The organism is Shewanella phaeophyticola (genome assembly GCF_025398315.1).
Taxonomy (GTDB): domain Bacteria; phylum Pseudomonadota; class Gammaproteobacteria; order Enterobacterales; family Shewanellaceae; genus Shewanella; species Shewanella phaeophyticola.
On record NZ_JAODOQ010000001.1, the window covers coordinates 3,446,117 to 3,473,023 of the forward strand.

Annotated in this window: 15 protein-coding genes and 7 pseudogenes; 12 read left to right on the plus strand and 10 right to left on the minus strand. The window is 43.5% G+C overall.

All coding sequences use genetic code 11. The features are described from left to right. Window positions 1-25: 25 nt before the first annotated feature. The 3 genes and pseudogenes from mrcB to N4T56_RS15960 all read right to left on the minus strand — a co-directional run bounded on the left by mrcB (window position 26) and on the right by N4T56_RS15960 (window position 7,338). Window positions 26-2,334, minus strand: a pseudogene (mrcB, locus tag N4T56_RS15950) (penicillin-binding protein 1B). A 51-nt stretch (window positions 2,335-2,385) separates the two neighbouring features. After that, window positions 2,386-4,956, minus strand: a pseudogene (hrpB, locus tag N4T56_RS15955) (ATP-dependent helicase HrpB). A gap of 60 nt (window positions 4,957-5,016) precedes the next feature. Next, the gene (locus N4T56_RS15960; RefSeq protein ID WP_261733926.1) at window positions 5,017-7,338 is read right to left on the minus strand and encodes a putative bifunctional diguanylate cyclase/phosphodiesterase; all 2,322 of its coding nucleotides are present in this window, start codon (window positions 7,336-7,338) and stop codon (window positions 5,017-5,019) included. 242 nt (window positions 7,339-7,580) lie between these two features. On the opposite strand from N4T56_RS15960, the gene N4T56_RS22865 reads away from it, so the two are divergent. Further along, the gene (locus N4T56_RS22865; RefSeq protein WP_390904128.1) at window positions 7,581-7,808 is read left to right on the plus strand and encodes a 2'-5' RNA ligase family protein; all 228 of its coding nucleotides are present in this window, start codon (window positions 7,581-7,583) and stop codon (window positions 7,806-7,808) included. A 320-nt stretch (window positions 7,809-8,128) separates the two neighbouring features. Here the strand turns inward: N4T56_RS22865 and pepB are convergent. After that, window positions 8,129-9,402, minus strand: a pseudogene (gene pepB, locus N4T56_RS15965) (aminopeptidase PepB). A 150-nt stretch (window positions 9,403-9,552) separates the two neighbouring features. Here pepB and sfsA point away from each other — a divergent pair. The 8 genes and pseudogenes from sfsA to N4T56_RS16005 all read left to right on the plus strand — a co-directional run bounded on the left by sfsA (window position 9,553) and on the right by N4T56_RS16005 (window position 16,810). Beyond that, window positions 9,553-10,258: pseudogene (gene sfsA, locus N4T56_RS15970) on the plus strand (DNA/RNA nuclease SfsA). Between the two features lie 138 nt (window positions 10,259-10,396). Then, complete coding sequence (gene dksA / locus N4T56_RS15975) at window positions 10,397-10,840, plus strand: RNA polymerase-binding protein DksA (protein WP_261733927.1); 444 nt, start codon at window positions 10,397-10,399, stop codon at window positions 10,838-10,840. A 128-nt stretch (window positions 10,841-10,968) separates the two neighbouring features. Continuing rightward, a complete protein-coding gene (gene gluQRS / locus N4T56_RS15980; protein WP_261733928.1) occupies window positions 10,969-11,856 on the plus strand; it encodes a tRNA glutamyl-Q(34) synthetase GluQRS in 888 nt (295 codons plus the stop codon). A 235-nt stretch (window positions 11,857-12,091) separates the two neighbouring features. Beyond that, entirely contained in the window at window positions 12,092-13,402 is a 1,311-nt protein-coding gene (locus N4T56_RS15985) for a polynucleotide adenylyltransferase PcnB (protein WP_261734853.1), read from the plus strand. A 2-nt stretch (window positions 13,403-13,404) separates the two neighbouring features. Next, a complete protein-coding gene (folK, locus tag N4T56_RS15990; protein ID WP_261733929.1) occupies window positions 13,405-13,890 on the plus strand; it encodes a 2-amino-4-hydroxy-6-hydroxymethyldihydropteridine diphosphokinase in 486 nt (161 codons plus the stop codon). Window positions 13,891-13,955: 65 nt separating this feature from the next. Further along, on the plus strand, window positions 13,956-14,750 hold the full coding sequence (gene panB, locus N4T56_RS15995) for a 3-methyl-2-oxobutanoate hydroxymethyltransferase (RefSeq protein WP_261733930.1): 795 nt from the start codon (window positions 13,956-13,958) through the stop codon (window positions 14,748-14,750). A 75-nt stretch (window positions 14,751-14,825) separates the two neighbouring features. After that, window positions 14,826-15,679: pseudogene (gene panC, locus N4T56_RS16000) on the plus strand (pantoate--beta-alanine ligase). A gap of 612 nt (window positions 15,680-16,291) precedes the next feature. Then, window positions 16,292-16,810: a DUF4124 domain-containing protein gene (locus tag N4T56_RS16005; protein WP_188923419.1), complete on the plus strand. Its 519-nt coding sequence runs from the start codon at window positions 16,292-16,294 to the stop codon at window positions 16,808-16,810. Window positions 16,811-16,831: 21 nt separating this feature from the next. On the opposite strand, the gene N4T56_RS16010 is transcribed toward N4T56_RS16005, so the two are convergent. After that, window positions 16,832-17,029 (minus strand): YheV family putative zinc ribbon protein, encoded by a 198-nt coding sequence (locus N4T56_RS16010; protein WP_188920256.1) that lies wholly within the window; start codon window positions 17,027-17,029, stop codon window positions 16,832-16,834. 145 nt (window positions 17,030-17,174) lie between these two features. Here N4T56_RS16010 and N4T56_RS16015 point away from each other — a divergent pair. Beyond that, a pseudogene (locus N4T56_RS16015) lies at window positions 17,175-19,089 on the plus strand (ABC transporter ATP-binding protein). Between the two features lie 47 nt (window positions 19,090-19,136). Beyond that, a complete protein-coding gene (locus tag N4T56_RS16020; protein ID WP_261733931.1) occupies window positions 19,137-19,598 on the plus strand; it encodes a TIGR02444 family protein in 462 nt (153 codons plus the stop codon). A gap of 91 nt (window positions 19,599-19,689) precedes the next feature. On the opposite strand, the gene N4T56_RS16025 is transcribed toward N4T56_RS16020, so the two are convergent. The 5 genes and pseudogenes from N4T56_RS16025 to N4T56_RS16045 form a co-directional block, all read right to left on the minus strand. Beyond that, complete coding sequence (locus N4T56_RS16025; RefSeq protein ID WP_261733932.1) at window positions 19,690-20,454, minus strand: hypothetical protein; 765 nt, start codon at window positions 20,452-20,454, stop codon at window positions 19,690-19,692. Window positions 20,455-20,528: 74 nt separating this feature from the next. Next, complete coding sequence (locus tag N4T56_RS16030) at window positions 20,529-22,592, minus strand: alkyl sulfatase dimerization domain-containing protein (protein ID WP_261733933.1); 2,064 nt, start codon at window positions 22,590-22,592, stop codon at window positions 20,529-20,531. A gap of 121 nt (window positions 22,593-22,713) precedes the next feature. Next, window positions 22,714-23,610, minus strand: coding sequence for a LysR family transcriptional regulator (locus tag N4T56_RS16035; RefSeq protein WP_261733934.1), 897 nt, complete (start codon window positions 23,608-23,610; stop codon window positions 22,714-22,716). 40 nt (window positions 23,611-23,650) lie between these two features. Further along, window positions 23,651-25,241, minus strand: a pseudogene (locus N4T56_RS16040) (GMC family oxidoreductase N-terminal domain-containing protein). Window positions 25,242-25,267: 26 nt separating this feature from the next. Next, a complete protein-coding gene (locus N4T56_RS16045) occupies window positions 25,268-25,780 on the minus strand; it encodes a TAT leader-containing periplasmic protein (protein WP_261733935.1) in 513 nt (170 codons plus the stop codon). 112 nt (window positions 25,781-25,892) lie between these two features. On the opposite strand from N4T56_RS16045, the gene N4T56_RS16050 reads away from it, so the two are divergent. Continuing rightward, complete coding sequence (locus N4T56_RS16050) at window positions 25,893-26,906, plus strand: hydrolase (RefSeq protein WP_261733936.1); 1,014 nt, start codon at window positions 25,893-25,895, stop codon at window positions 26,904-26,906. The last annotated feature ends 1 nt before the right edge of the window (window position 26,907 follow it).

Sequence of the window (26,907 nt, forward strand, 5' to 3'; positions counted from 1 at the left end):
TTTTGATTAATGGCAGAGTAACTCGTTAGCCACCCACCAGTTTTTGCCACCAAGATAAAGGCTCACCGCAATTGTCTGCTGGGCGGTAGCTGGCCTCTAATGCAGGCAAACCCACAATATTGTCGCAATTACCTTGTTTAGCCATGCCGGTGGTACGGTCAAAGTAACCATTAATCACCCCGTTAACCGGGGTCATACGTAAGCTCATCGGTGGACGTTGTTGTAAGAACGCCTGGTAGACCGCCATTGCGCCGCTACTGCCATATAAGCCTGTTTTGCTGTTGTCGTCTTGACCAACCCAAATGGCCGCTACATTTCGCTCGTCAAAGCCTGCAAACCAGGAGTCACGACTGTCATTACTGGTACCGGTTTTACCCGCTAAACGCACACCAGGGAAAGCCGCACCTAATCGCTTAGCTGTTCCTGAGCGCACTACATGATTCATTGCATATTGCACGAGATAATCCGTTGCTGGGTCAATGGCTTGTGAGCTCGGGGTTCGGCTAACACCTAACGCCTGGTTTTGACTGTCTAATACCGCAGTGATTGAAGTCAATTTACGATAACGCCCCTCATCAGCCAAGGTTTGATACACCTGCGCCACCATCAAGGGTGAGCCATTCACTGCGCCTAATAACATCGATGGGTAAGGCGATACTGACTCACTCCACCCAGCTTTTTGTAAGGTGTTAACCACACTATCAACGCCAACGGCCAAGCCGACATTCACTGTGGGCACATTCATTGAGTCTTTAATCGCTGTGAGTAACGGCACTTGACCACTGAACTTTTTATCAACGTTTTTAGGCGACCAGGTGTTACCTTGCTCGTTTTTCAAGGTAATCGGTTTATCATCAATCGGGGTAGCCAATGAAAACTTGTCGCTTTGATTTAATGCTGTGGCATACACAAAGGGTTTTATGAGTGAACCAATAGGACGTCGAATTTCAACGGCGCGGTTAAAACCCTGATAACCCGGTACTTTATCGCCGACCATTGCCGCAATACCGCCACTGTACTTGTCGGTAACGACCATGCCCACTTGGATATTTTTAGCACGCTTATCCAGTGACTTCATGGTTGTTGATATGGCTTTTTCAGCCGCTTCTTGAGCCATAGGGTCAAGAGTGGTATACACTTTTATCCCTGACTGTTGCAGCAGTGAGTCACCATAACGGTCACGTAACTCTTGTTTTACCACAGCAAAAAATGCCGGTAATTTTTGATGGACTGACTTTTTAGCACTGCGTAAACCCAGTGGCGACTCTGCAGCAGCTTTGTATTGGGCGACGGTCAGTTTGTCATTTTCCATCAATAAGCGCAGTACTAGGTCGCGGCGATCCTGAGCCCGCTCAGGGTAACGCCAAGGGTTGTAATATGACGGCCTTTAATGACCGCAACTAAAAAGGCTTGTTGCGACAAGGTCAACTCACCGACAGGACGCCCAAAATAAAACTGCGAGGCTAAGCCCATACCGTGAACACCACGCGCCTTGTCTTGCCCCATGTACACTTCGTTGAGATATGCTTCTAAAATTTCATCTTTGCTGTAGCGAAAATCAATAATCAGCGCCATTAAGGCTTCACGCACTTTACGCACAATAGAGCGCTCGCTGCTTAAAAAGAAGTTTTTCGCTAACTGTTGGGTTAACGTCGAGCCTCCTTGCACGGTACGACCTGCTGATATATTTACTAGCGCAGCACGGACAATGGCTAACGGGTTAACACCGTAATGATCATAAAAGCTGCGGTCTTCAACCAAAATAAGGGCATCAACAATACTCGAAGGCATTTCGGCTGTTGGCACAAATAATCTGTCTTCGCCGTCACCAGCAATAATCCGGTCAAGCAATACCGGCTCTAAATGAAACACGGCCAATTCGCGTTTGTCAGACATCCGCTTTACCGAGCTCACACCGTTTGAATCAAAGCTTATCATCACACGTTGTTCAGCTTGATTACCCTCAGGGTGTAAAAATGGGCGACGCCATAATTCAATTTTGGTACTTGAGGCAGAAAATTCACCCACTTGACGCGGATTAGCCACTTTGCGATAGCCTAATAATTTAAGCTCAGCCATTAGTTGTGGGTGGTTAACCGCAGCACCAGGATATAACGCCATTGGGCGACTAAAGACTTGCGCAGGTAAATGCCATTTTTGCCCTTCAAATTTTTGAGCAATAATTTGGTCTAAATAGATGGCATAAAACGTGACGACAGCAAAGCCGACAAGCGACAGTTTCCAGGTAAATGACCACAGTGGACGCCACCATGATGTGGTCGACTGTTTAGTTTTTGACTTTTTAGTGTTAGTTTTTTTGTCATAAATCTTCATTCGTTTAATGTTGCACAGTAATCGATTCGCCTTAACTCAGATGCGGCTTGTTTATAAACCGGGCGTTTTCTTTTTAGTAAATTTAGTCGCTACGGTATTCACTGGGTCGTCGGCCATAAATGCCGAGGATAACGACCACGCATTTCTTTTTTAACCTCTACATACGGCCCTTGCCAAAAACTGGCTAAATCTGCAGTCACCGCTAGCGGACGTTGCGCCGGAGACAATAACTCCATGGTCACGATCATTTTGCCGTGCAAAATACTCGGGCTTTGCGCTAAACCTAATGCTTCTTGTAAACGCACACTTAATAAAGCTCGGCCTTGCTCTGCATCGCGATGGTCAACGTCACCATTGGCATCGAGCGGCATTTGGTATCTTATTGGTGCTCTGGTACCTGTAGCCATAGGCCAATGTGTTGGCACTAATTGATCAAGTAAGCTTTGTTGCTGCCAGCTTAAGCGGTTTTTCACTAGCCCGTACGCATCAATTTTAGCCAACGCTGCCAGCGAGTTAACCTGCTCAATATATGCACCTAACCAGTCCGCTAAGGTGGCGATTAAATGGGTGTCAGTCAAACACGGCCAATCATGTTCTGGGGCATAATATCGCGCTAATTCTACCCGGTATTGTAACTGGATTAATGCTGCATCACGATTAAGGATTGTTAACCCTTTTACACGAACTTGCTCTAATAATGCAGCTGTAATGTCAGCACGTTGCGGCGCAATGCCAGTATCGACTTTAATGATAATCTGGCTGATTTTAGTGTGTTTTTCGGCAAAAAATCGCCCCTTAGCTTCATCCCAGCCGCCTTGCACTTCGCGGGTGACTAGATCGCTCAACTCATCGTCAAATAAACGCACATCAAGTCGGGCGGCCAAATACACTTGCCCAGCATTACGGCCTTGAGTTTCTTGAAAGTCAGCAACCACTAACCAAGGCTCGTGCGCTAGGCTGTCATCTGCGGCAATGACCACGCCTGTCCCGTTGCTGAGTAAAAAGCCATCTTGCCCGCGTGCTTTGGCGATACGGTCGGGGAAAGCGAGTGCTAACAAATAACTGATGTCTCGAGTTGATGCTTGGCTTATAACATCTTGTAACTGTACTCGATATGGCCAACAATTGCTGCCATTGACGCACTTGCTGTTTAATTTGCCCGTGCAAAGCTTCAGTTAAGTAATGATGAATGTCGGCGCCTTTTTTGGGTAAGCCGCGAGCTTCAATAATTCCCGCCAATATACAGGCTAATACGCACAGTTGCGGCTGAGATTGCTCACTGGAAACCTGTTTAGCCTTGAGCAGCATATGCGCCAAACGCGGATGACAACCTAAAGCATACGCTTGGCGTCCTAGTGCAGTTAACTTTCGCTGTGGGTCTGTTAACGCTAACTGCTGTAATAACTGCCATGCTACTTGTTCATGAATGGCTGGCGGTGTTGTCAGTAATGACAACTCGGTGAATGTTTTTGCGCCCCAGCTAGCACAATCTAATGCCATTGAGGTGAGCTCGCTGAGGCTAATTTCTGGCTCGTCAACTTTGCGTAAACGCCCATGCTCTTCCTTGCTCCATAAACGCACGCAATAACCTGGTGCCAAACGCCCTGCCCGGCCACTTCGCTGCACAGCAGATGCATGACTAATGCGCTTAAGCCCTAAACGCGTCACACCGGTTTTAGGATTAAAACTGGCTTCACGGCGATAACCACTGTCGATAACAATCGTTATCCCCTCAATGGTTAGACTGGACTCTGCTACGTTGGTCGCCAGTACAATTTTACGCTTGCCTGGTTCGGTTAACCCAATAGCACGATCTTGCTCTGCTGGACTTAAGTCACCATACAAAGGGCAAATAAGCCATGTTAGATCTAGGCGCTCGCGAAGCAATCTGGCCAGCTTATTAATTTCACCTTTGCCAGGTAAGAATGCTAATACGCTGCCGAGTTGATATTCACTTAAACTGGCATCATTAACAGTATCGTTAATCACCTTTGCCATATGCATTAACCAAGGTTGTTGGCTTGGGCAAGGCTGATAGTGATGCAGCACATCAAAGCTACGCCCTTGACTGCTAATTTGCCGCGCATCGGGCATTAAGTTGCTCAGCGGTAAACCCGATAACGTGGCCGACATGGCAATAATGGTTAAATCATCACGTAATGATTGCTGCACCTCAAGTGCGAGAGCAAGGCCGAGATCGGTAGGTAAATGGCGTTCATGAATTTCATCAAAAATGATCACTGCAACTCCAGTAAGCTCAGGATCGTGTTGGATCATCCGGGTTAAAATACCTTCTGTGACAATTTCGAGTCGGGTATTTTTGCTCACTTTCGTGTCACCCCTAACCCGATAACCCACATCCTGACCGACAGCTTGGCCTAATTGTTTTGCAATGAATTGCGCCACATTACGCGCCGCAACGCGTCTTGGTTCAAGCATGATGATTTTGCCGTTAATTTCAGGCCAGGCTAACATGGCTAACGGCAATGCTGTCGATTTGCCCGCGCCTGTTGGCGCTTCAAGAATGAGTTGTGATTGCTCATTAAATGCTGTGCGAATGTCGGCTAACACGGCATGGATTGGCAATGTGGCAGATGAAGGGTGTGATGAGGTCAACGGCATTTACTTTTTTATCGCGATTTGCAACGTATTTTATACTAATACGTCGCAAGGATACATGCACTAATCGGCAACGCTTAAGCCTAATGCCAGTCTTTCTTCTGTGGTGACAATACTGATCGAGTCGGTTAACCATGGGGTGCGAATACCATTGGTAAGTTCGGCTAGTCGGGTCGGTTTATTAATGGCGTAGCCTTGGGCGTAATCAACACCGATATTTCTTAAATACTCGCCAATATCGGTATTTTCAACAAATTCGGCAATCACTTCAAAGTTCATGTCTTTGCCCAATTGGCATATGGCTGCCACAATGGCTTTATCGCTGCGATTACTGCATAAGTTCACCACAAATTGGCCGTCAATTTTAACGTAATCGACATTGAGACATTTTAAATAAGCAAAACTTGAAAAGCCGGAGCCAAAATCATCCAGAGCCAATTTACAGCCAAAGGGTTTAAGCAAATCAATTAAGCCTGTGGCTTGATCTAACTGACTAACCGCTGCAGTTTCAGTAATTTCAAAACACAGTTTATCGACTAACTCGGGCTCAACCATCAAACGCATTTCGAGCCAACTCATGAATTTTTGGTCGGCTAATGACATTGCAGATAAGTTAACGGACACCATAGATAATTGTCGCCAAGTGTCGAGATTGTCACTGCCCCATTTGAGTAAATTATCGATAACCCAACTATCGACTCGCGAGGCTAAGTTATAACGCTCTGCGGCGGGTAAAAATATCCCAGGAGATACATAGGTACCATCGCTTTGCACCATACGCAGCAGTATTTCCATGTGAATACCGCTTTCTTTTTTATCAAGCGGTTCAATCAGCTGATAAAACAATTCAAATTGATTTAAGGCTAGCGCCCCCGTAATGTCTACCGAGGCTAGCATCTGGTTATACATGGTGTGCATTTGTGGATCGTCTGGATTATAAAAATGCCAACGGTTTCGACCTTCCTCTTTTGCTAAGCGGCAGGCAGCATCAGCTTTACTCATCACGCCATAAATATCTGGATCGTCATAATCTACCTGAGCAAGACCAATACTGGCACTGACATTGTGCTTAATGCCTTTCCAAGTAAACTCATGACCAAACAGCTGCTGGCAAATACGTTTTGCCACCAATTGCGCCGAGGTCGCATCTGAATAGTGCATTAACAAACCAAACTCATCGCCGCCTAAACGCGCAACGACATCACCTTTGCGTAGCAATTGTTTGAGTCGAGTAGCCACTTGCTGTAATAACAGATCACCAGCCTGATGGCCGCTAAGATCGTTAACCACTTGAAATTGATCAAGATCGAGAAACGCAATACAAGCAGGCGTATGATCATCGTCTTTTTGCAGTTCATCAAGCATGTTTTCAAACTGCAATCGGTTAGGTAATCCGGTTAGCACATCATGATTAGAATGAAACGACAGTTCATCAGCTAATCGGTACCGTTCACTCACATCTTCAACAATTAACAGTAATTGTTGCTGGCGATTTAATGCATGACAAAAGCTGAATTTGTACCAATGATTTTTAATGCCATTTTTAAGCGGGATCTCACACCAAGCCTGACGCAAAATACCTTCCCTCACGATATGCAATGTATCGTTAAGTAGCGGATGATCCTCAGGGCGTAAAAGGTCAAATAAATTATCATTAACCTTAATTGATAGTGTGCTCTGCCATACATCATTTAGCAGCACGACATTGTTATGTAAATCAACTAACGAAGATGCCATTGGCAATAATTGAAATAACTCTTGGTATTGCTTATCTTTGCTATCAAGCACCACCGCTAAACGGCGTAATTCCAGCGATGACGCTAACTGATAAGCTGTGTCATCAAGGAGCTTATTGATAAACGCAGCTGAGCCAGGTTGTTGCTCAGCAATCGTTGTTTGACCTACTACACATAAGGTGGCTAATACAACCTTAACATTACCTACACTGGTCACAGGGCTTATCGCAAGCTGCTGACAATCAATTTTCAATGAAGAAAACGTTTGCAGCAAATGCTCAAGAATTATTGGCTCTGGGGTAGCGGCGGGCTTATTATCGGCTGCGGAATAAATGATTGGATGTACATTAGTAAACAAGGCTTCACACAAGCGAAGATTGTTATTGACACTTTGATTAAATAACACCTGCACATCTGGCGACTGACCAAAATAGCTTACACATTGCTGTTCTGTCGTATCAATAATATCACTGTCTACGGCAAATACTTTATCAAACTGGCTTGTTATCACAAAGGCAGCACTGCAATCTAGTCGACTACAGACTAGTTTTAGTGCCCGATTGAGCAGTTCTAATACCGAGGTATTATTCCCTTCAATAGGTCCATTGGTGAACACTCTTTTCAATAGTTGCTGGGTGCTATCTGCCATTCATCAACTCAGTCAAGGTTTGCAATTCAATTTGCTCAGGGATAAAAACGTGCGTCATTTTATCGTGAAGTTTCAACTAAGTGTAGTTTAGACGTTCAACAATAACGATGTTAGTTTTGTATTTAACTGTATTAGTAATCTATTCACGTTTGAGTTTCAACTCATTACTAATAAAGGCAACGCTTATACATATTGCTTCACCACAATGATTATTTGTCAGTTTTAGTTTAGCGAAACCGCAAATAAAACAAATATCCTTGATACAGCTTGAGCTTGCGCCATTTTTAAATACTACTGCTAGGCCGGTTAACCTACACAATTTACATATGACACTCGGCTTTTGGGGGCAAGTAGATCCGACCAGTTACCTCCAATTACTCGATGAAATTGAAGCCATGCCTAAAATCCAGTTTAGCCAAAATTTAACTTCCTACACATTTTGGCCGCAGGCTAAGTCGCAGAACCTTTAACCACAATGGCACGCACAATAATTGAAATAGCCGAACGCAACAACTTTTATATTAGCCCAAAAAAATATACACCCATATGAGTGTATTTTGTTATTTTAACACGCTGCTATTAGCCAAATTGCGATGCATAACAAAATTACCACTCGAACCAACACATTTACATTTGTATCAATCGAGCAATCATTCGCACTAAGTGAATTATTCAATTTTAGCCTCTTGGCCTTTAACGCAATAAAAAACCACTGATAATAGAGGTTCATTATCAGTGGCCATATTTAACAGCACGATTTTAGCTGTTTTTGGTTGTAAGGCTTCTGTTGCTAGTCTTTTAAAATTTCAGCAATGGTCAATACGCCGTGAGTGGTCGCACCTGCGCCCCACAATGCCGAAGCTGAAGACTCAAATGCGCCAGCTAAGTCAACGTGTAACCAGTTTGCCTCTGGTGACACAAAACGCCATAAGAAACCTGCGGCATTTGATGCTCCACCAGCGCCACCACCTTTTGCAGGACGGCTGTTTGCCGTGTCAGCATAGGCCGATGGGCACATATCTTTGTGCCAAGGGTCTAACGGTAAAGGCCATACGTTTTCAGACACAGCAGCAGCACTTTTTTGCGCAAGTTGTAGTGTGGCTGTTTGCGGTGAGAAAATAACATTGTAGTTAGAACCCACAGCCATAACCGCGGCTCCAGTTAGGGTTGCGGCATCAATAATTAATGGTGCGCCAGTATCTGATGCGGCTTGTAGTCCATCGGCTAACACTAAACGGCCTTCGGCGTCAGTATTAACGATTTCAACGGTGGTGCCATTTTTATAGGTCAAAACATCACCTAACTTAAATGCTCGACCACTCACTAAGTTTTCTGCGCAACATAAAAACAGTTTTACTCGCTTATTTAAACCCGCTTTCATCGCCAAGCCTAATGCTGCCGTGACAGTAGCAGCGCCGCCCATATCACACTTCATTGCGAGCATACCTTCAGATGATTTTAAGCTATAACCGCCTGAGTCAAAAGTAATCCCTTTACCAACCAATGCCACTGAAACAGGTGCATCTGCAGCTAGTGGATTGAAATCAAGCTCAAGTAAAGCTGGTGGACGTTCACTGCCACGACCCACAGCGTGAATGCCGACCCATTTTTTTCTAATAATTCCTGGCCTTCAATAATGTTAAAGCTGATGTTGTCGCCACCAATGTCTTTAAGCCATGCAGCGGCCTGTGTTGCCAAGCTTACAGGTGATAAATCTTCTGGGGTGTCGTTAATTAATTTACGAGCAAATTGTGCCGCTTCAGCGCGCTGAGTTAAGGTCGCTTGATCAGCATCACTGCCACACCACAGCACTTGATAACCCACTTTTGCAGTGGCAAAACCTTGCGCAAATGCCCACTGAGTGTGAACACTCCACAAATCTCCGGCTAACTGCACAACATTGACGCCTTGATTACGTATTTTTCTTGCAGCCATCTGAACCTGGCGCAATTCTTCCGAACCAGATAAGTGAATCAAAGCTTGAGCACCTTGATACGTCACATCAGCTTTGCCCCAATGGGCAGCAGGAGCTTCAGTGGTGAGCGTTACCGTCATAATATCCATAATAATTCCTTGTTATACGCCAAACGGCGCAAATATCTTTAGCTAACATTAATACGAGCTAATGGCAGTAGTGTAGACAAAACATAATCGATAAACCAAGCTAAAATTTGTTAGCATTGTTGTAAATGAACCTATGGCATATTGATACACATGCAATTTGAACCCAAATTAGAAACGGGTGTTTTACTCAAACGTTATAAACGCTTTTTGGCCGACGTCGCTTTACCCGATGGTCAAGTCATCACGATTCATTGTCCTAACACGGGGTCAATGAAAAATTGTTTATTTCCGGGCGAGCCGGTTTGGTTTTCAACCTCTGATAACCCCAAACGTAAATATCCTCACACATGGGAGTTGATGCAGACGGATCAACAGCATTTAATTGGTATCAATACTGGACGCGCTAACGCCCTCGCAGAAGAAGCCATCAAGCAAAATGTCATCACTGAACTTCAAGGCTATGACACCTTAAAGCGTGAAGTAAAATATGGCAGTGAAAATAGCAGAATCGATATCTTGCTCACTAGCCAAACCTTACCAGAGTGCTATATTGAAGTGAAAAGTTGTACTTTGCTAGAAGACCAAGTGGGCTATTTTCCTGATGCCGTCACTACGCGGGGACAAAAGCATCTACGCGAACTTATCCATATGGTCACAATGGCGTCACCGAGCAGTATTATTGTTTGTGGTACAGCACAGTGGCATATCGACCGTAAAACCCGCGCGTCATATAGACCCACAATACGCAGACTTACTTGAACAAGCCGTTGCTAAGGGTGTTGAAGTGTTAGCTTATAAAACAGAACTTTCACCACAAGGGAGTCAAATAATTGGACCTTGTAATGTGGTGTTGTGATCAAAAAACACTGAAATACTGAGTAAAAAATTTGCCTAGCTATAGAGTTTCTGCTATAGATAGCGGCCGTAAAAATAAGACATAGCGGCCGATAAATTAAGACGCCCTTAAAACGCAAATGATTACAGGAGATGCGTTATGCCTGAAGGCACTAAAACACTTGGCGTACTCGCTATTGCTGGTGTAGATCCTTACCAGGAGTCAGCTGGTGAAGAGTATATGAATACCAAGCAACGTGGTCACTTTAAACTGATCCTCGAAGCATGGCGTAACCAATTGCGTGAAGAAGTCGACCGTACGTTAACTCACATGCAAGATGAAGCAGCAAACTTTCCTGATCCTGTTGACCGTGCAGCGCAAGAAGAAGAATTCAGCTTAGAACTACGCGCTCGTGACAGAGAACGTAAGCTGATCAAGAAGATTGAAAAGACATTACAGAAAATTGAAGAAGACGATTTCGGTTTCTGTGATTCTTGTGGTATCGAAATTGGTATCCGTCGTCTTGAAGCACGCCCTACTGCCGATCAGTGTATCGATTGTAAGACGCTAGCTGAGATTAAAGAAAAACAAATGGCGGGTTAGTCCGTTATTTATTAGGGCGAGATTATCTCGCCCTTTTGATTGCTTTAATCTAAAAATAAACCGCGTAGTAGCGTAGTCACACAATGGATTACGCCTATGCGAATTTATCGACCAAAAAATTCATGCTCATGAGCACACCTCAGTACACTGGACGTTTTGCGCCATCCCCCTCAGAGCCGTTACACTTTGGCTCGCTGATTGCTGCTTTAGGCAGTTACCTTCGTGCACACAGTCAACAAGGCCAATGGCTTGTTCGAATTGAAGATATAGATCCCCCACGTGAAATAATAGGTGCCAGTGACGACATTCTGCGTACACTCGAGGCCTACGGATTACATTGGCATGGTTCAGTGTTGTATCAACACCAACGTTATGATGCTTATCAACAGCAAGTAAATGAGTTAATTAGTCATGACCAAGCCTACTTTTGTCAGTGTACTCGTAAAATCATTCAAGCACATGGTGGCATATATGATGGTCGCTGCGGTTTACGCCAGCCACGCTTAACTCAAGGCGCTATTCGCATACGCAACCAGGCTAACGTTGATCATTTCAATGACTTAGTTCAAGGTGATGTGACGGTAAACCAGCGCTTTGCCGCAGAAGACTTTATCATTAAACGCAGTGATGGTTTATACGCCTACCAATTAGCCGTCGTGCTAGATGACGCTTACCAAGGTATTACTGAGGTCGTTAGAGGTTGTGATTTACTCGAAGCCAGCTGCCGGCAAATTAGTTTATTTTCATTATTAGGCTTAGGTGCGCCACAATGGCTACATTTACCATTAGCGTGCGCCCAAAAAGGCTTTAAATTATCTAAACAAAACCATGCCCCCGCAATAAACACCAAGAGACCACAAGCCAGTATCAATGCAGCGTTGAGCTTCTTAGGCCAGTCAGAGGTCGATGTAGATGCGGTCGAGGTGATGCTACAACAGGCGGTTGCACAATTTAGCCTAGAACGGATCCCAAAACACAAAGAAATCGTATTAGCAGCAACAAACCTGGCAACTTAGTTAATAAATGCAATCGTGGTTTGTATATAAGCGATTTTAGCCACGTTGCACATATACTCATTGCATCACATTTAATGTATTATACCCGCCAGATTTTTAATCAATTTATTCGAGTATCACGAGGTGTATTATTTTTCGCCGTATTAGCCAATTCTGTAAACAGCTATTTGAAGACAACAAAGTAGCTCCAGCACTTGAAGAACCAGTTCAAGAAGATGGCTTACGTCTGGATATTATCTCCAGAGATGGTCACTCTATTTCACGTCGCCAAATTAGTGAAAATGCACTAAAGGTACTTTATCGCCTGAACAAATCTGGCTACAAAGCCTATTTGGTCGGCGGAGGTGTGCGCGATATTTTACTCGGTCTGCAACCAAAAGACTTTGACGTAGTGACCAATGCCACCCCTGAAGACATTAAAAAGCTGTTCAGAAATTGCCGATTAGTCGGACGTAGATTCAGACTGGCTCACATTGTATTTGGTCGCGATGTCATCGAGGTAGCAACGTTTCGTGGCCACCATGGTGAAACTGACGACAAAATATCGAAGTCAAACGCTGAAGGTCGTTTACTGCGTGACAATGTTTACGGCGAAATAGACGAAGATGCAGAACGTCGTGACTTTACCATCAACGCACTTTATTACGATATCAGTGACTATTCTATTCGCAGTTATGGTGGCGGTATTAGCGATCTTCACTCGCGTACTATCAAACTCATCGGCGATCCGGAAACCCGTTATAGGGAAGACCCTGTGCGTATGCTACGTGCTGTTCGTTTTGCAACCAAACTGGATATGCAAATCGATGCCACCACGGCTGAGCCAATCAATGCATTAGCGCCATTATTAAGCGATATACCAGCGGCGCGTATGTACGAAGAAGTGCTCAAACTTTTCTTTGCCGGTAAAGCACAAGCCAACTATCAAATGATGCAAGACTTTGGATTATTTGCACCGTTGTTCCCACAAGTGAGCGCGTTAATTAGCGAATCACCAAAAGGCCATACCGCCAAAATGCTTGACGCCGTGATGCGTAATACTGACTTGCGCGTAAGCCAAGACAAGCCTGTCACGCCAGCATTCTTTTATGCGGCCATTTTATGGTATCCATTGAAACAGCGTGCAGATGATATCGCCATTGAAAGCGGGTTAACCCATTACGATGCGCACGTAGCCGCTATGGGCGATGTCATGGAGCAGCAATGCCGCACCATTAGTATTCCACGCCGTTTTAGCACACCAGCCAAAGATATTTGGCAATTACAATTACGCCTAGAACGCAGTCAAGGTACACGTGCTTTTAAACTACTGGAAAACCCTAAGTTTAGAGCCGCGTACGACCTACTGCTATTAAGAGGCGAAGCGGAAGCAGGCAACACAGCTAAAATTGCAGCCTGGTGGAAGTCCTTTGTCGAAGCAGATGAAGCTGAACGGGGTGATATTGCCAAAAGTGTGAATAAAAGTAGTAACAGCCGCAACCGTAATGCGCCGCAACGCAAACGTCGTCGTAAACCTGCGGCAAAACCTAAGCCAACAGCTGAGTAGCCATGGCAATACAAGTTTATGTAGCGTTGGGGGCAAATTTAGCCAAGCCAACACAACAATTAGATGATGCCGTTGATGCGCTAAAAGCATTAGCAGAAAACGGCTCATTGGAGGTGTCGAGTTATTATGTCTCAGCGCCGATGGGAGATGTTGTACAACCTGACTACGTTAATGCTGTCGCAGGTTTTATGACATCATTACCCCCCATCGACTTACTCGAGGCACTACAACACATAGAACACCAACAAGGGCGTGAAAGACTGCAACATTGGGAGCCACGCACTCTCGATTTGGACTTACTCCTTTACGGGCAACAGCAAATATCATTGCCACGACTCACTGTGCCACATTACGGCATGAAACAACGCAGCTTTGTATTAATACCCTTAGCAGACATTGCGCCTACCCTCACACTACCCTGTAATACCAGCCTTGAAAGCCTAATTAGTGTGACAATGCGCGATGAATTGCAAAAGCTTATCGAGTAGAGTTGATCTTAACCGGCAGCACATTAAGCTCAGCTTTTTAGTATTTCAATTTTTAAGAGTCTACTATGTCAAAAGTCACCAGTTCGACCCTAATCAAGTTCAAACAAGAAGGCAAAAAGTTCACCGCACTCACAGCCTATGACGCCAGTTTTGCCGGCGCATTTGACAGCGAAGGTGTTGATGTATTACTGGTGGGCGACTCACTGGGCATGGTGCTACAAGGACATAACGATACCCTTCCGGTGACGATTGCAGACATCGCATATCATACTGCTTGTGTTAAACGCGGTATATCACGTTCGCTATTAATAGCCGACATGCCATTTATGAGCTACAGCACTCCAGAACAAACCATGGAAAATGCTGCATTACTGATGCAAGCTGGCGCTAACATGGTAAAAGTTGAAGGCGGCCATTGGTTACTGGAAAGCGTAAAAATGCTCACCGAACGTGGTATTCCTGTGTGCGCGCATTTAGGTTTAACTCCACAGTCAGTGCATGTATTTGGTGGTTTTAAAGTACAAGGACGCGATGCAGAAAATGCTCAACGTATTCTTGATGAAGCCAAAGCGCTGCAAGCCGCTGGAGCGCAATTATTAGTGGTTGAATGTATTCCACCGCAATTAGCTAAAGCCATTACTGAAGCCCTTAGCATTCCAGTGATAGGCATTGGCGCAGGCGCAGATACCGACGGACAAATTCTAGTGATGCACGATGTATTAGGTATCTCTAGTGGTTATATTCCACGTTTTTCTAAAAACTATCTCAAGCAAACAGGCGAGATCCGTTCAGCCATTCGAGCCTACATCGACGAGGTGTCTGCTGGTACTTTCCCTGCTGAAGAACATACATTTAACTAGCCACAAACTCACCTGCTTGTGCTGCCATAATAATGCCGCACAAGCGCGTTTATTTTAGTAAGGTTCGACAATAACATGATTACCACCGCTGCTATTTCAACCATTCGCGAACATATCAAAGCCTGGCGCATCAAAGGCGAAACCGTGGCTTTTGTGCCTACCATGGGTAACTTACATCAAGGTCATATCACCCTTGTTAAGGAAGCCAAAACCCGTGCAGATCATGTGGTGGTATCTATTTTTGTCAATCCAATGCAATTTACCCTAAAGAAGATTTAGACGGTTATCCTCGCACGCTCGAACAAGACAGCGAAAAATTGATTGCAGCCGGTGCTGAACTATTATTTACTCCCACACCAGAGCTTATTTACCCTAAAGGTTTAGCCCAGCAAACCTTTATCGAAGTACCAGACATTGGTGATGAACTGTGCGGTGCAAGTCGCCCTGGGCATTTTCGAGGGGTGGCAACCATTGTCGCTAAACTGTTTAATATTGTGCAGCCCGATATGGCGTTGTTTGGACGTAAAGATTTTCAGCAATTAATGGTTATCAAAACCATGGTTGAAGACTTATCTATGCCAATTGAAGTGATTGGTGTTGATACTATTCGCGAAGCATCTGGCCTAGCAATGAGCTCTCGCAACGGCTATCTCACTGCCGATGAAAAACACCGTGCAGCAACCTTAAAGCGCGCTATCGATGGCGTTATAACAGCAGTACAACATGGCCAGGATCACCACCAAGCTATCGCCCAAGCAGAGCAACAACTTAAAGCTGCCGGTTTTACGCCTGATTACTTTGAACTAAGAAGCGCAGACACCCTCAGGCAAGCCAGTGAAAATGACAACCACCTCGTGGTTATTGCTGCCGCATACTTAGGTAAAGCGCGTTTGATTGATAATGTGTCATTTTCTCGTCACCCTAAATAACAATCATTGTTAAATAGATGCCCTTTTCGCTAAGTTAATAAAATAAAAAACAAAGATTATTTGTTTTTATAAAAAATCCATTGTCAAAAAACTGGTTTTATCGATAAAATTGAGCCATATTTAATCAATCCAACGGCATAGCGAAACCATTGTCGTTGGTTGATGACGTGAATACGATTGATATATAGTCGATATCCGGTAGCGTGAATGGCGAATGTCTTACTTTAGTAAAATAAAACTATGTTAACCTGCTCAATTATTAAGTTGATTAATATTGCTCCTGCAGACAGTTAAAGTATGCAACGATACTGGCATGAGTGAACACGGTTACAGGGTATGTGAGTCGACACGGTAGTCAGCTAACTAAGCCCAATGCTGGTGGTATCAATATCGTAAGCACCAAACTCAGGTATTAATACCAATCAGGATAAATAAGTGATCAGATATTACGTAGGAAAAATCGCTTAGAACAAGGCAGAAATTGCCACGAGGTAGTTGTTCTACCTTCAAAATTTCTAACGACGTTATAAGCGATGTTAACCAGTAAACATGATCACATTTTTGTGCTGATTGGTATAAGTCAAAAAGTACAGCAAAAGGATGTGTGGCCGCATGGCGAAAAGACTGTTATTCATTTTGTTGGCTTTGAGTGCATTTAGCGCTCAAGCTAATACTATTTACAAATGCATGAAAGACGACAAAGTCGTTTTCAGTCAAACCGTATGCCCGCAAGAATTCCGCCAACACAAAATTGAATACCAATTAGGCATTACTACCGAAATTGACTCTGACAAACGTGAAATTAAAGAAGATCCGCTAAAAGCCTTACTTAATAAGCAAACCATTTCTAAAGAAAAGCTATTGCAACTACTTGATGGTGAGATTTATCGCTTAAAACAAGAAAACAGCTATTTTGAAATTTTACGCGCCAGCGAGATTCAAAAACTAGACCGTAAACGTTACTGGCAAACTAAGCCAAAAGAAGACCCAAGTTACGGTTTAGAGTTGCAAGAAATTACCGACCGCTTTAATGATTTAACCAAAAATAATATCAATGTCATCAGGGTATTGAATCAGCATAAAATGAAAATATCTGCTGAAACGCCCCCTGACGAATATATGAGCAATTAAGCTTAGCGCCTAACGGCTCCACTAATCTGGCTTAAACACACCAATCATACTGCCGCTGGCTTTTTTCGGCACTTCAATATCGGTTTGTAAAGCACGGTAATCACAATCTGTGCATTCTACCGTTTCGATACCATTTTCTTTAAACAACAAAATACTGTCTTGTGCGCCACATTTAGGGCATTTAGCGCCGGCAACAAAGCGTTTTTTGATTTTGGTCATAATTTTTACTCTTAATGATACCTTCTAATTTATACGCCTATTTTGCCTTATTCATCCACATGAGTCCCGCGATTGTGGGAAATAAATTGCAGATGCGATATCATCTACGCCATTATTCTATTGTTAAATATTCAAGTTGTAATTAATGATCAACATTAGCCAAGCTCAATTAGTTCGCGGCAGCAAAACCCTTCTCGATGAAACCTCACTGACTATCTACCCTGGACACAAAGTGGGGTTGGTCGGTGCCAACGGTACCGGTAAATCATCATTGCTTGCACTAATATTGGGCCATTTACACCTTGATAAAGGCGACTTTAGCTTGCCTGCTGGTTGGCAAATTGCCACCGTAGCTCAGGAAACCCCAGCTCTTGACGTATCAGCTCTTGAATACGTGCTTGATGGCGATGTTGAATATCGTCAACTCGAAGCTCAACTCAACCAAGCGCAGCATGACAACGACGGAAACGCCATTGCTCTTATTCACGGTAAAATTGATGCCATTGGCGGCTATGCCATTCGCGCACGCGCTGGAGCATTGCTTGCCGGTTTAGGCTTTGGTGAAGCAGAGCAAAGTAACCCAGTTAAAAGTTTCTCGGGTGGTTGGCGTATGCGCCTTAACTTAGCCCAAGCGCTATTGTGTCGTTCCGATTTATTACTGCTCGATGAGCCAACCAACCACTTAGATTTAGACACCATGTACTGGCTAGAAGGTTGGATTAAATCGTATCAGGGCACGTTAATTCTTATCAGCCACGACCGTGACTTTATTGATGGCATTGTTGATGAAATTGTTCATGTGGAAAACCATAAATTAAACTTCTACAAAGGTAATTACAGCGCCTTTGAACGCGTGCGTGCTGAACGCATGGCGCAACAACAGGTTGCCTTTGAACGCCAACAAAAAGAACGATCGCACATGCAATCATTTGTTGACCGTTTCCGTTACAAAGCCAGTAAAGCAAAACAAGCACAAAGCCGTTTAAAAGCGCTAGAGCGTATGGCTGAGTTATTACCCTCACAGGTTGATAACCCTTTCCAAATGGCATTTAGAGAACCAGAAGCCCTGCCTAATCCACTTGTTACAATGGAAGATGTGTCGATTGGTTATGGTGACAAAACCATCCTTAAAAAAGTACAGCTTAATCTGGTGCCAGGTGCACGTATTGGTTTATTGGGCCGTAATGGTGCAGGTAAATCAACACTTATCAAATTACTTTCAGGCCAACTGCAAGCCCAAACAGGTAAGTATCAGCCTAACCCTGGGCTTAATATAGGTTATTTTGCTCAGCATCAAATTGAGTTTTTAAGCCTCGACGACTCACCGCTACAGCACTTAGTACGTTTAGCGCCAGCCAGTACGCGCGAGCAAGAGTTACGTAACTTTTTAGGTGGTTTTGGCTTTAATGGCGATATGGCATTAGCCCCAGTAAGGCCGTTCTCTGGTGGTGAGAAAGCACGTTTAGTGTTGGCATTATTGGTGTGGCAACGCCCTAACTTGCTGCTACTCGATGAACCGACCAACCACTTAGACTTAGAGATGCGTCATGCATTAACCATGGCACTACAAAACTTTGAAGGCGCCATGGTGATTGTATCGCATGACCGCCATTTATTACGTTTGAGTTGCAGTGATTACTACTTGGTTGACCAAGGTGTTGTGAAATCTTTTGAGGGTGATTTAGACGATTACCATCAATGGTTACTCGATGCAGCTAAAGCAGCTCAAGCCAATAATAAGAGCGAGTGCTCAAGCTGCGGGTGGCGATCAAATTGACAAAAAGCAACAAAAGCGCATTGAAGCAGAGCTAAGACAAAAAACCTCACCACTTAAAAAGCAACAAGCCAAGTTAGAAACTCAACAACAAAAGATTTCACAACGATTGGCTGAATTAGAGACAGAACTGGCAGATGGCAGCTTATACGAAGCCGAAAACAAAGCCAAAATGACTCAAGTGCTTAACGAGCGCACCAGCCTAACCCAGGAAATGGACGAAAGTGAAATGAACTGGCTAGAGTTACAAGAACAAATTGAAGCAATAGAGCAAACGATTCAATAACAGAATGTTGAATGCGGCGTTTATTCGTAAACGCCTTAGGAAAACCAATGCCAACACCAATCAGTCGTCCTACTTTTACGCCCAATTTATGGCGCGAGTGTGAGCAAGTTTATGCTCAAAAACCTCGCGCTTATATTCAATTGCAAGACAACCATCAGATTAATGTTAACTTATTATTGTTAGCCCAATATCTTGATGAAAAAGCATATTTGTTAACTGAATCTCAATGGGAAATCATGCTCAGCACCACGGCGCAATGGGAAGAAAGCGTATTACAACCATATCGAAAGTTACGTCGTATTGCCAAACAACATCTTGCTAATGATGAATATCAAAAAATGCTCGATGTTGAATTAATCATGGAGCGCAAGTCGCAACATTTATTATTACAAAGGCTCAATAGCTTGGTTGGTGAGACATTCAATTTAAAACATGCTGATAGCTCAAATACACAACATTATTTAAGTTTGTTAGGGTTAAACGAGAGTGTCATGGCGACGTTAACGTAAACTCAATACACAAAATTCATTACAGGTTCAAAACAGCACCCAGTACATCGTTTCAAATGAGTGCAGTTTTTAAACCTTACTTACTGTGTGCTTAAAATTGATAATTAAACTCTAATCGATGCTCACCACTTTTAAAACTATCGTGTTCAGTCCAATTTGCGTAATAACGAATATTTGACCTTGGTGCCAACTGATAAGACACAATAAACTCATGGGCAAAGGCAGAAGACTCCCCAGAAAACCCCTGATCTTTATAGGTATCTGACCCAGACAAACTCGACATCCACATCGGATTGTAATTTAACCAAATGTTATCGGTAATATCGAGCTTACTGTAAAGCCCTACCATGCCAAATGTACCCGGGATCGAATAACCACTGGCCATTTGACCATCATCTCCAACAACATTATTCCCAAAAGCCGCTCCCATACCAACAAGCGGGTACAACTGCAAAGGACCATATGCTGGAAGCGCTTGGATCAAACTATATGAAATAGCCCCACTCTCATTGTTAAAGTCATAATTAACATCGAGTTGTGAACCTCTCCCGTTAGTTAAATCAACACCAAAATTACGAAAGCGCAAACTATCAACACTATTATTCGCCTCATCTCGCCAACCGAAAGTCTCTCCCATCAAGCCTTTAAACTCGAAAACATTCATGCCCATGGTGGTGTCACTTCCAGTATCAAAAGACTGACCCAATTTAATATTAACGCCTCTATCGGTTGTCCCGACACCCATTTGTGTATAAACCGCCAAAGGATCTGACATATCTTGGATTTCGCTGTTTTCATCAGCCACAACCTGACTCGTAAACAGCACTGCGATTGCTAGGTATATATTTTTTTGCATGACTTAATCTCCAACACTAATTGAATAAGAACACCCACTCCAAATAAGCTGGGTGTTCTCTCAAATGACATAAATTACCTTGTGACTATGGGTACTTGCTTGCCATACGGCGATTCGATGTGCTCGATAAGTGCCTTTAGAACAGGTTCTTCCGTTGTTAGTGTGTTAAAGAAAAATAAGTCGTAGAACGCTTTGCGGGATATGACCTTCGGCAGATTGCCCGCGCTATGACCAAGCTCATGCACCATGACCCCAGAGCGAATGCCAAACGTATAATCCACACCATCGAGAATGACGTTAGTCAACAGGGTATCTTCTGGCGCACTACTGAGTTTTTCAGAGTTAAGCCTAGTGCGAAGAATTTTAAATAAGTCGTCCATTTCCATCTCGTCCATGGTGTTTTCGGACAGATTTATCATCATATCTGACATCACAAATGCACCATTCTCCAACTCCATTGCACCAGTGAGAGCCCAGTTTCTCCAACCTGGGGTTGATTGCGAATAGCCCCACTGTTTCATTGCATCCGCTTTAAGCTGTTTCATTTGTTGATCTTCAGGGTTAGCCCGCACAGCCCAAGTCGTAATATCCATGGTCCAGCCATAGTTACCGGCATTAAATGCTTTTTCAGCAATCTCATAGATATTGTCTCGCCCGCCTAATGCCTCAACATACAGATCCGCTCGGTCTTCAAAATTAGGTTTTGCAAACTCAGTTGGGTCGCCCTGATACCAGCCCATATAACCGTTGTAGATGTTACGTACGTTTTGCTCTACAGAGCCCCGCAATGGTCGGTGATATTCATGATCACTGATGTGTTCAGGTAATGTGATATGCAACTCTATCTCATCGCGAGTCATCCCTTTGTTCATCAAACGGATCGTTTCATCATATTGATACTGCAAAGAGTCACGCCATACGCTGAACACAGATTCAACATAGTCTTCGCCAGTCACGGGGCGTCCATGATGGTTGGTGAAGCTTTTTGCATGATATGAGCGCATGCGATCGACACTGTCTTTCCACTCTTCCATATCACGGTATTGCGCCCCTCTAATGGTATAAACATTGGGGATCGTTTCTCCCTGGATAGAATCCCCTAATAACATTTCACCATTTTCAGGCATGTAGATTGCGATATGATCGCTAGACTCACCCGGCACATGGAAAAGTTCCATTTCAACCCCATCGATGATCATAATTTGTTGGTCATTAAGTGTGATATTGGGCTTTGCCGTAAACGTAGTTCTTGGGTCATAGACTTCTTTTGGCACATAACCAATGCCTTGACCGACATAACCTTCAGCTCCCACTTCTAATGGGGCACCAAATGCATACATACCTCGATGAGACATCAATGGCGATAAAAAGCCAGATTCTAAGGCAAACATCTCAAACAGCTTTTCATGTGCAATCACATTGATTTCACCTGCGGTAACCTGCTCTGGCGTGACATAAGCGCCGGTACCAGACAATTGATCAGGATGATGATGAGAGTAAATAATGGTATGGAACGGTAGATCTATCCCCGTTGCTTCACGAAATTTCTCAATGGCCACTTCTGCAATTTCGTTAGAGTAATGAGTGTCAAATGCAATTAAGCCAGTATCACCCACGACAATGGTTGAGTTAGTCATTTCAAAACCGTAGATCTGATAAACCCGATCAGAGAGTTTATATATGGTGGGTTTCATGATGCCATGCATTCGCTTTAACTCAGGATGTACTGAATCACTGGCTTGGATATTGTTATTGCGCAACTTTGCTTCGTCTTCAGATTCAAATATGTTGTAGTCAGCACTCCATATCACTTCAGGCAGATTAACGGTGCTTTTTAAATCATCCAACACTTTGTAATGATCTCTTGCATGTGTGCCAGATTTAAAATCAACTTCAACTAAAGCATTTTGTGGTGAGCCAGCAACAAAGACGTCGAGATCTTTTGGGTAGCCTCGAGTGTCATGATTATGCACTTGAGTCGCAGCAAGATAACCGGCAATAGAATCATCGTCATGTTTAACTTCAACATGGGAATGACCATTAACCTGGAGTGTTTCACCTAATGTAAAATGATTATGCTGCGCGTTGGCGGTTAAGCTAACAAGACCTATTGCTACGGCTAGTAAGTTCTTTTTCATGTTGTTACCTCTACAATTTAATAAACGACGATTCGTTTATTTGATGAGGCAATAATAAGAATTAGAGGTGATTAAATATATTAATGATAACTAATGTCGATCATTCGATTTTATTATCACGTCAAGGTGAGATTAGCACTTGTTTAAATAGGTTAATAAGCCACATTGTGAGGGGGTCTTTATCATTTTTATAATGATAATAACTACATATATTAGGCGTTAAGGTGGGTATTTTCTCTTCAAGCGTGAAGGATCGATATACATCGGGATCCATAAATCGATAGAGCATCGAGCAAGGAAAAATCATATCTGTATTTTGTACCACATCCAAAATGCCTTCCGGTAATTCTGAACGATAACGTACATCGACTTCCAAACCTAAAGCATCAAACGCTTGTTCTGCATAAGATATTTTTGAGTTCCAATCACTCGAAATAATCGTAATAAAAGGGTATTTTGCCGCTTCAGCCATACTCACTACATTGGCTTTTATGGGGTGATCTTTTCTGATTAAACAGCGAAAACGGTCTTTTGCAATACTGACTTCTCTTATCTGTTTGTCCTGACTGGTTATTTGATAATGCACGCCGATTTGGATTTGATCTGACCTAATCAACTCTAGGGTATGTTGAGACCATTGGTGAATATGTATAGTTAAATTAGGCGCTTCGTCTGTGATTTTTTTTAAAAAGCGATGTCCTAATAATGGTGCAAGTAAAGGCGATACCGCTAATGAAATAGTTTGCTTAATATGCTGAGGATTAAAATCACTTGTCTGGGTGACAGACTGCTCAAGTTGATGAAAGGTTTCATATGAATTTTGATACAGTTTATCGGCGAAAGACGTTGGCTCAAGCCCCTGTGGCACTTTGACAAACAGTTCATCATTAAACTGATGCCTTAACTTTGATAACTGCTGGCTTAAAGACGGTTGCGAGCTGTGCAATCGCTCCGCAGCACGGCGCATGTTCTTTTCTTGGTATAAAACAAAGAATATTTTTAGTCTATTTAAATCCATGTAGACCTCAGCACACGTATTGCAGAACAGAAACTGTACTCTAGCTACTTTGTGTCAGCTTTTGCGCTAGCGCAGTCGCATTACGAGCCACAATGCCATAAATAGACAGTTGTGGATTAGCCCCAAGACTGGTTGGAAACACAGAGCCATCCATCACAGACAAGTTTTCTAAATAATGTGAATGCCCATAACTGTCGACCATGGCTTGGGTTTTATCTTCACCCATGGCACAGCCACCCATCACATGCGCCGAGGCGACAATGGTTTTGATTAACCCTAAATCAAGTTGATTAATACCTTGTTTAGCATCATTCCACGAGTCAAAGAAATTCAATCCATCATGCATTGGCAGCACTTTTTTGGCACCAGCAGCAAATTGTAATTCCGCCATCGATAAGAAGGCGCGTTTTGCCCCACGCCAAAAACCTTCTGTTAACGGGTAATCAAGCGCAAAACTATCATCGGTTAAGCGTACTTGTCCACCAGGGCTTTGCTCATTAAAACCGTCACGAATAAGCGCAATAGTCACCTGCATTTGATTAAAGTTTGCCATTAATTGCGCATGACTTACTCCATAACCAATCGTTTTAGAGGCAATCAATACCGGATGCACTGGCGCGACTTCTAGCTTGTAACCTAATTCGCCTGCGGCACCGTCTTGCCAGACAAACTCATCTGAATAGATTGATTGCGGCGCACCGCTATGACCATTAATTTGCTCAGAAAACATCGCGCCAGAAAGTAATGAAGGGTGCAAAAAGGTTTTGCCTAATTGCTTGTGAGGATCAGGGGTATTTGAACGCATTAAAATGGTTGGCGTGTGAATTGCGCCAGCACTCAAAATATAGTGTTTAGCGCTGAACGTAATGGTTAATTCCGTCGGTTTAAACCCCTCCGTCATCGCCTGGGCGGTAAGCCCAACAACCTTGTCACCTTTGTGCTCAAGTTTAACGACTTTGTACCCGTGAAATTAACGTAGCACCATTATCTAACGCACTGGGGATTGTTGTTAGTAACATAGATTGCTTGGCATTAACCGGACACCCCATGCCACAATAGCCGGTATTCCAACAGCCTTTTACGTTGCGTTTAATCACGGTATATTCCCAACCGAGCTTCTCACAACCTTGACGCAGTGCAGCGTTATTACGGTTGGCTTCATATTGCCATTGTTCGATATTGAGCCGCCGCTCCATTTTCTCAAACCACGGTTGTAATTCAGTGGCCGACAATCCTTTAACGGATTTAGCTTGTTGCCAAAAATCTAATGTTGGTTCAGGGGTGCGAATAGAGGTTGTCCAATTGATGGTTGTTGAGCCACCCACTGTGCGCCCCTGAAAAATACCAATGCCTTTATCCGCCGTTTTTAATGCTGCTGCTTGTTGATATAAATTAGGATAGGCATGGCGCTCCTCCATATCAAAGTGCGTTGACGATTTAAGCGCCCCACCTTCAATCATAATAACCTTAACGCTCGCTTGCGATAAAATCTCAGCCGCTGTGCCGCCGCCAGCCCCCGTGCCGACAATAACAACATCGGCCTCAAAATGACGGTCTTTTTCTAAAGTACTAGCATCAATATGCTGCCAACCTGAGCTTAACCCAGTGATAATAGGATCAATAATAGCCACGAGAATACTCCTTTACACCCTGGGGATTAGTTTGAATGACTAACCAAAAAAGTCGGTTTGGCATAACGCAAGTTACCCCAATGTTCGGGACAAGCATAATAACTCGCCATAATTAGCTCACGCAGACCGGTATAAGCAGTATTGAGCATATCGAGAAAACTATTACGCCAAAATTCAAGCATATCAATCAGCTGTTTGGGCTCACGGCCTAATAAAGGTGCCATGCTACCGCTAAGTAACAACAAACCAAAGCGCCCTTCAAGTAAATCCAATAACTCCATTAGCTCAGCTTGTTGCGCTTGAGGTAAATGATCGATTGACTGCACGATAGCATCTAAAGTGCGATTAATGGCCATTTCTCGGTGGTTGGCGACCTCTGGTAAGCTGCCATCGAGAAAAATAGGAATGAATACACTAAAAAGCACGCGGTGATGGACATCATCGGAAGCGGTGGTTAATGTAGGCGAATACAGATTTACGCCTAATGCCAATGCAGCTGTTCCTGCAAAAGCACCGGTAATAAAGGTACGTCGCTTCATTTACTTCCCCTTTGAGTTATTGTTGTCGGTAATTTTTATATGTTAAAGTGACACTAGCAACATTTAAACACACGTTTAAATATTCACAAACTATTGCAGATAAAATCCCTTTATGAAAACGTTATTTTCTCCGCCATGGTGGGCTGTAAGCCCGCACGTACAAACGATTTTACCGTTTATTTTTAAAGTGGCCAAACCAGCAACTTTTAGGCAAAGACAAGAGCTGCCTGACGGTGATTTCATTGATTTAGATTGGTTAGGGCAAGCTCAAAACGGCGAGCCTATTCTAGTCATTATTCATGGTCTTGAAGGTAACACAGAATCACATTACGCACGCAGAATGCTTATCGAAGCCAAAAAAGCCAAAATCGCAGCGGTAGTGCATCATCACCGTGGATGCTCTGGTGAACCTAATCGTCTAGCTCGTAGTTATCATAGTGGCGATGTTGACGATTTAGCTTATACCTTATCTCAGTTAAAACAGTATTATCCTGACTCGCCACTTTATGCGGTAGGTTACAGCTTAGGCGGCAACGTATTGGCTAAATACCAAGGTAGCCAGCAACAACATAGTTTACTTGAACGTGCAGTAGTGGTATCGGCGCCGCTAACATTAGGCGCCTGCGCCAAACGCTTAGAAAGTGGATTTTCAACGGTTTATCAGCGTTTTTTAATTAAACGTTTACAGCGAAAAATACTCGATAAAATCAATACAGCAGATCTCACAGAGCAAATGCCCATCACCAAAAAACAACTTAACATGCTCAATACATTTTACTTGTTTGACGACAAAGTGACAGCGCCTTTACACGGGTTTGCTGGAGCCGATGATTATTATCAAAAATCGAGTGGAATTAACTATTTACAACATATCACCAAGCCGACGTTAATCATTCATGCTCAAGATGATCCTTTTATGACTGACGATGTGATCCCCAGCAAAGATCAATTATCGCCGATGGTAGAATATGAACTACATCGATTGGGTGGACATGTAGGTTTTGTCGCTGGTGGCTGGCTCTGGAAACCGAAATTCTATTTAGAAGATCGGATAATCAACTTCTTACTAGCCAGTAACGATAATCCATTAGCTCAACACACTACCAAAGAAACACACAAGGAATAAC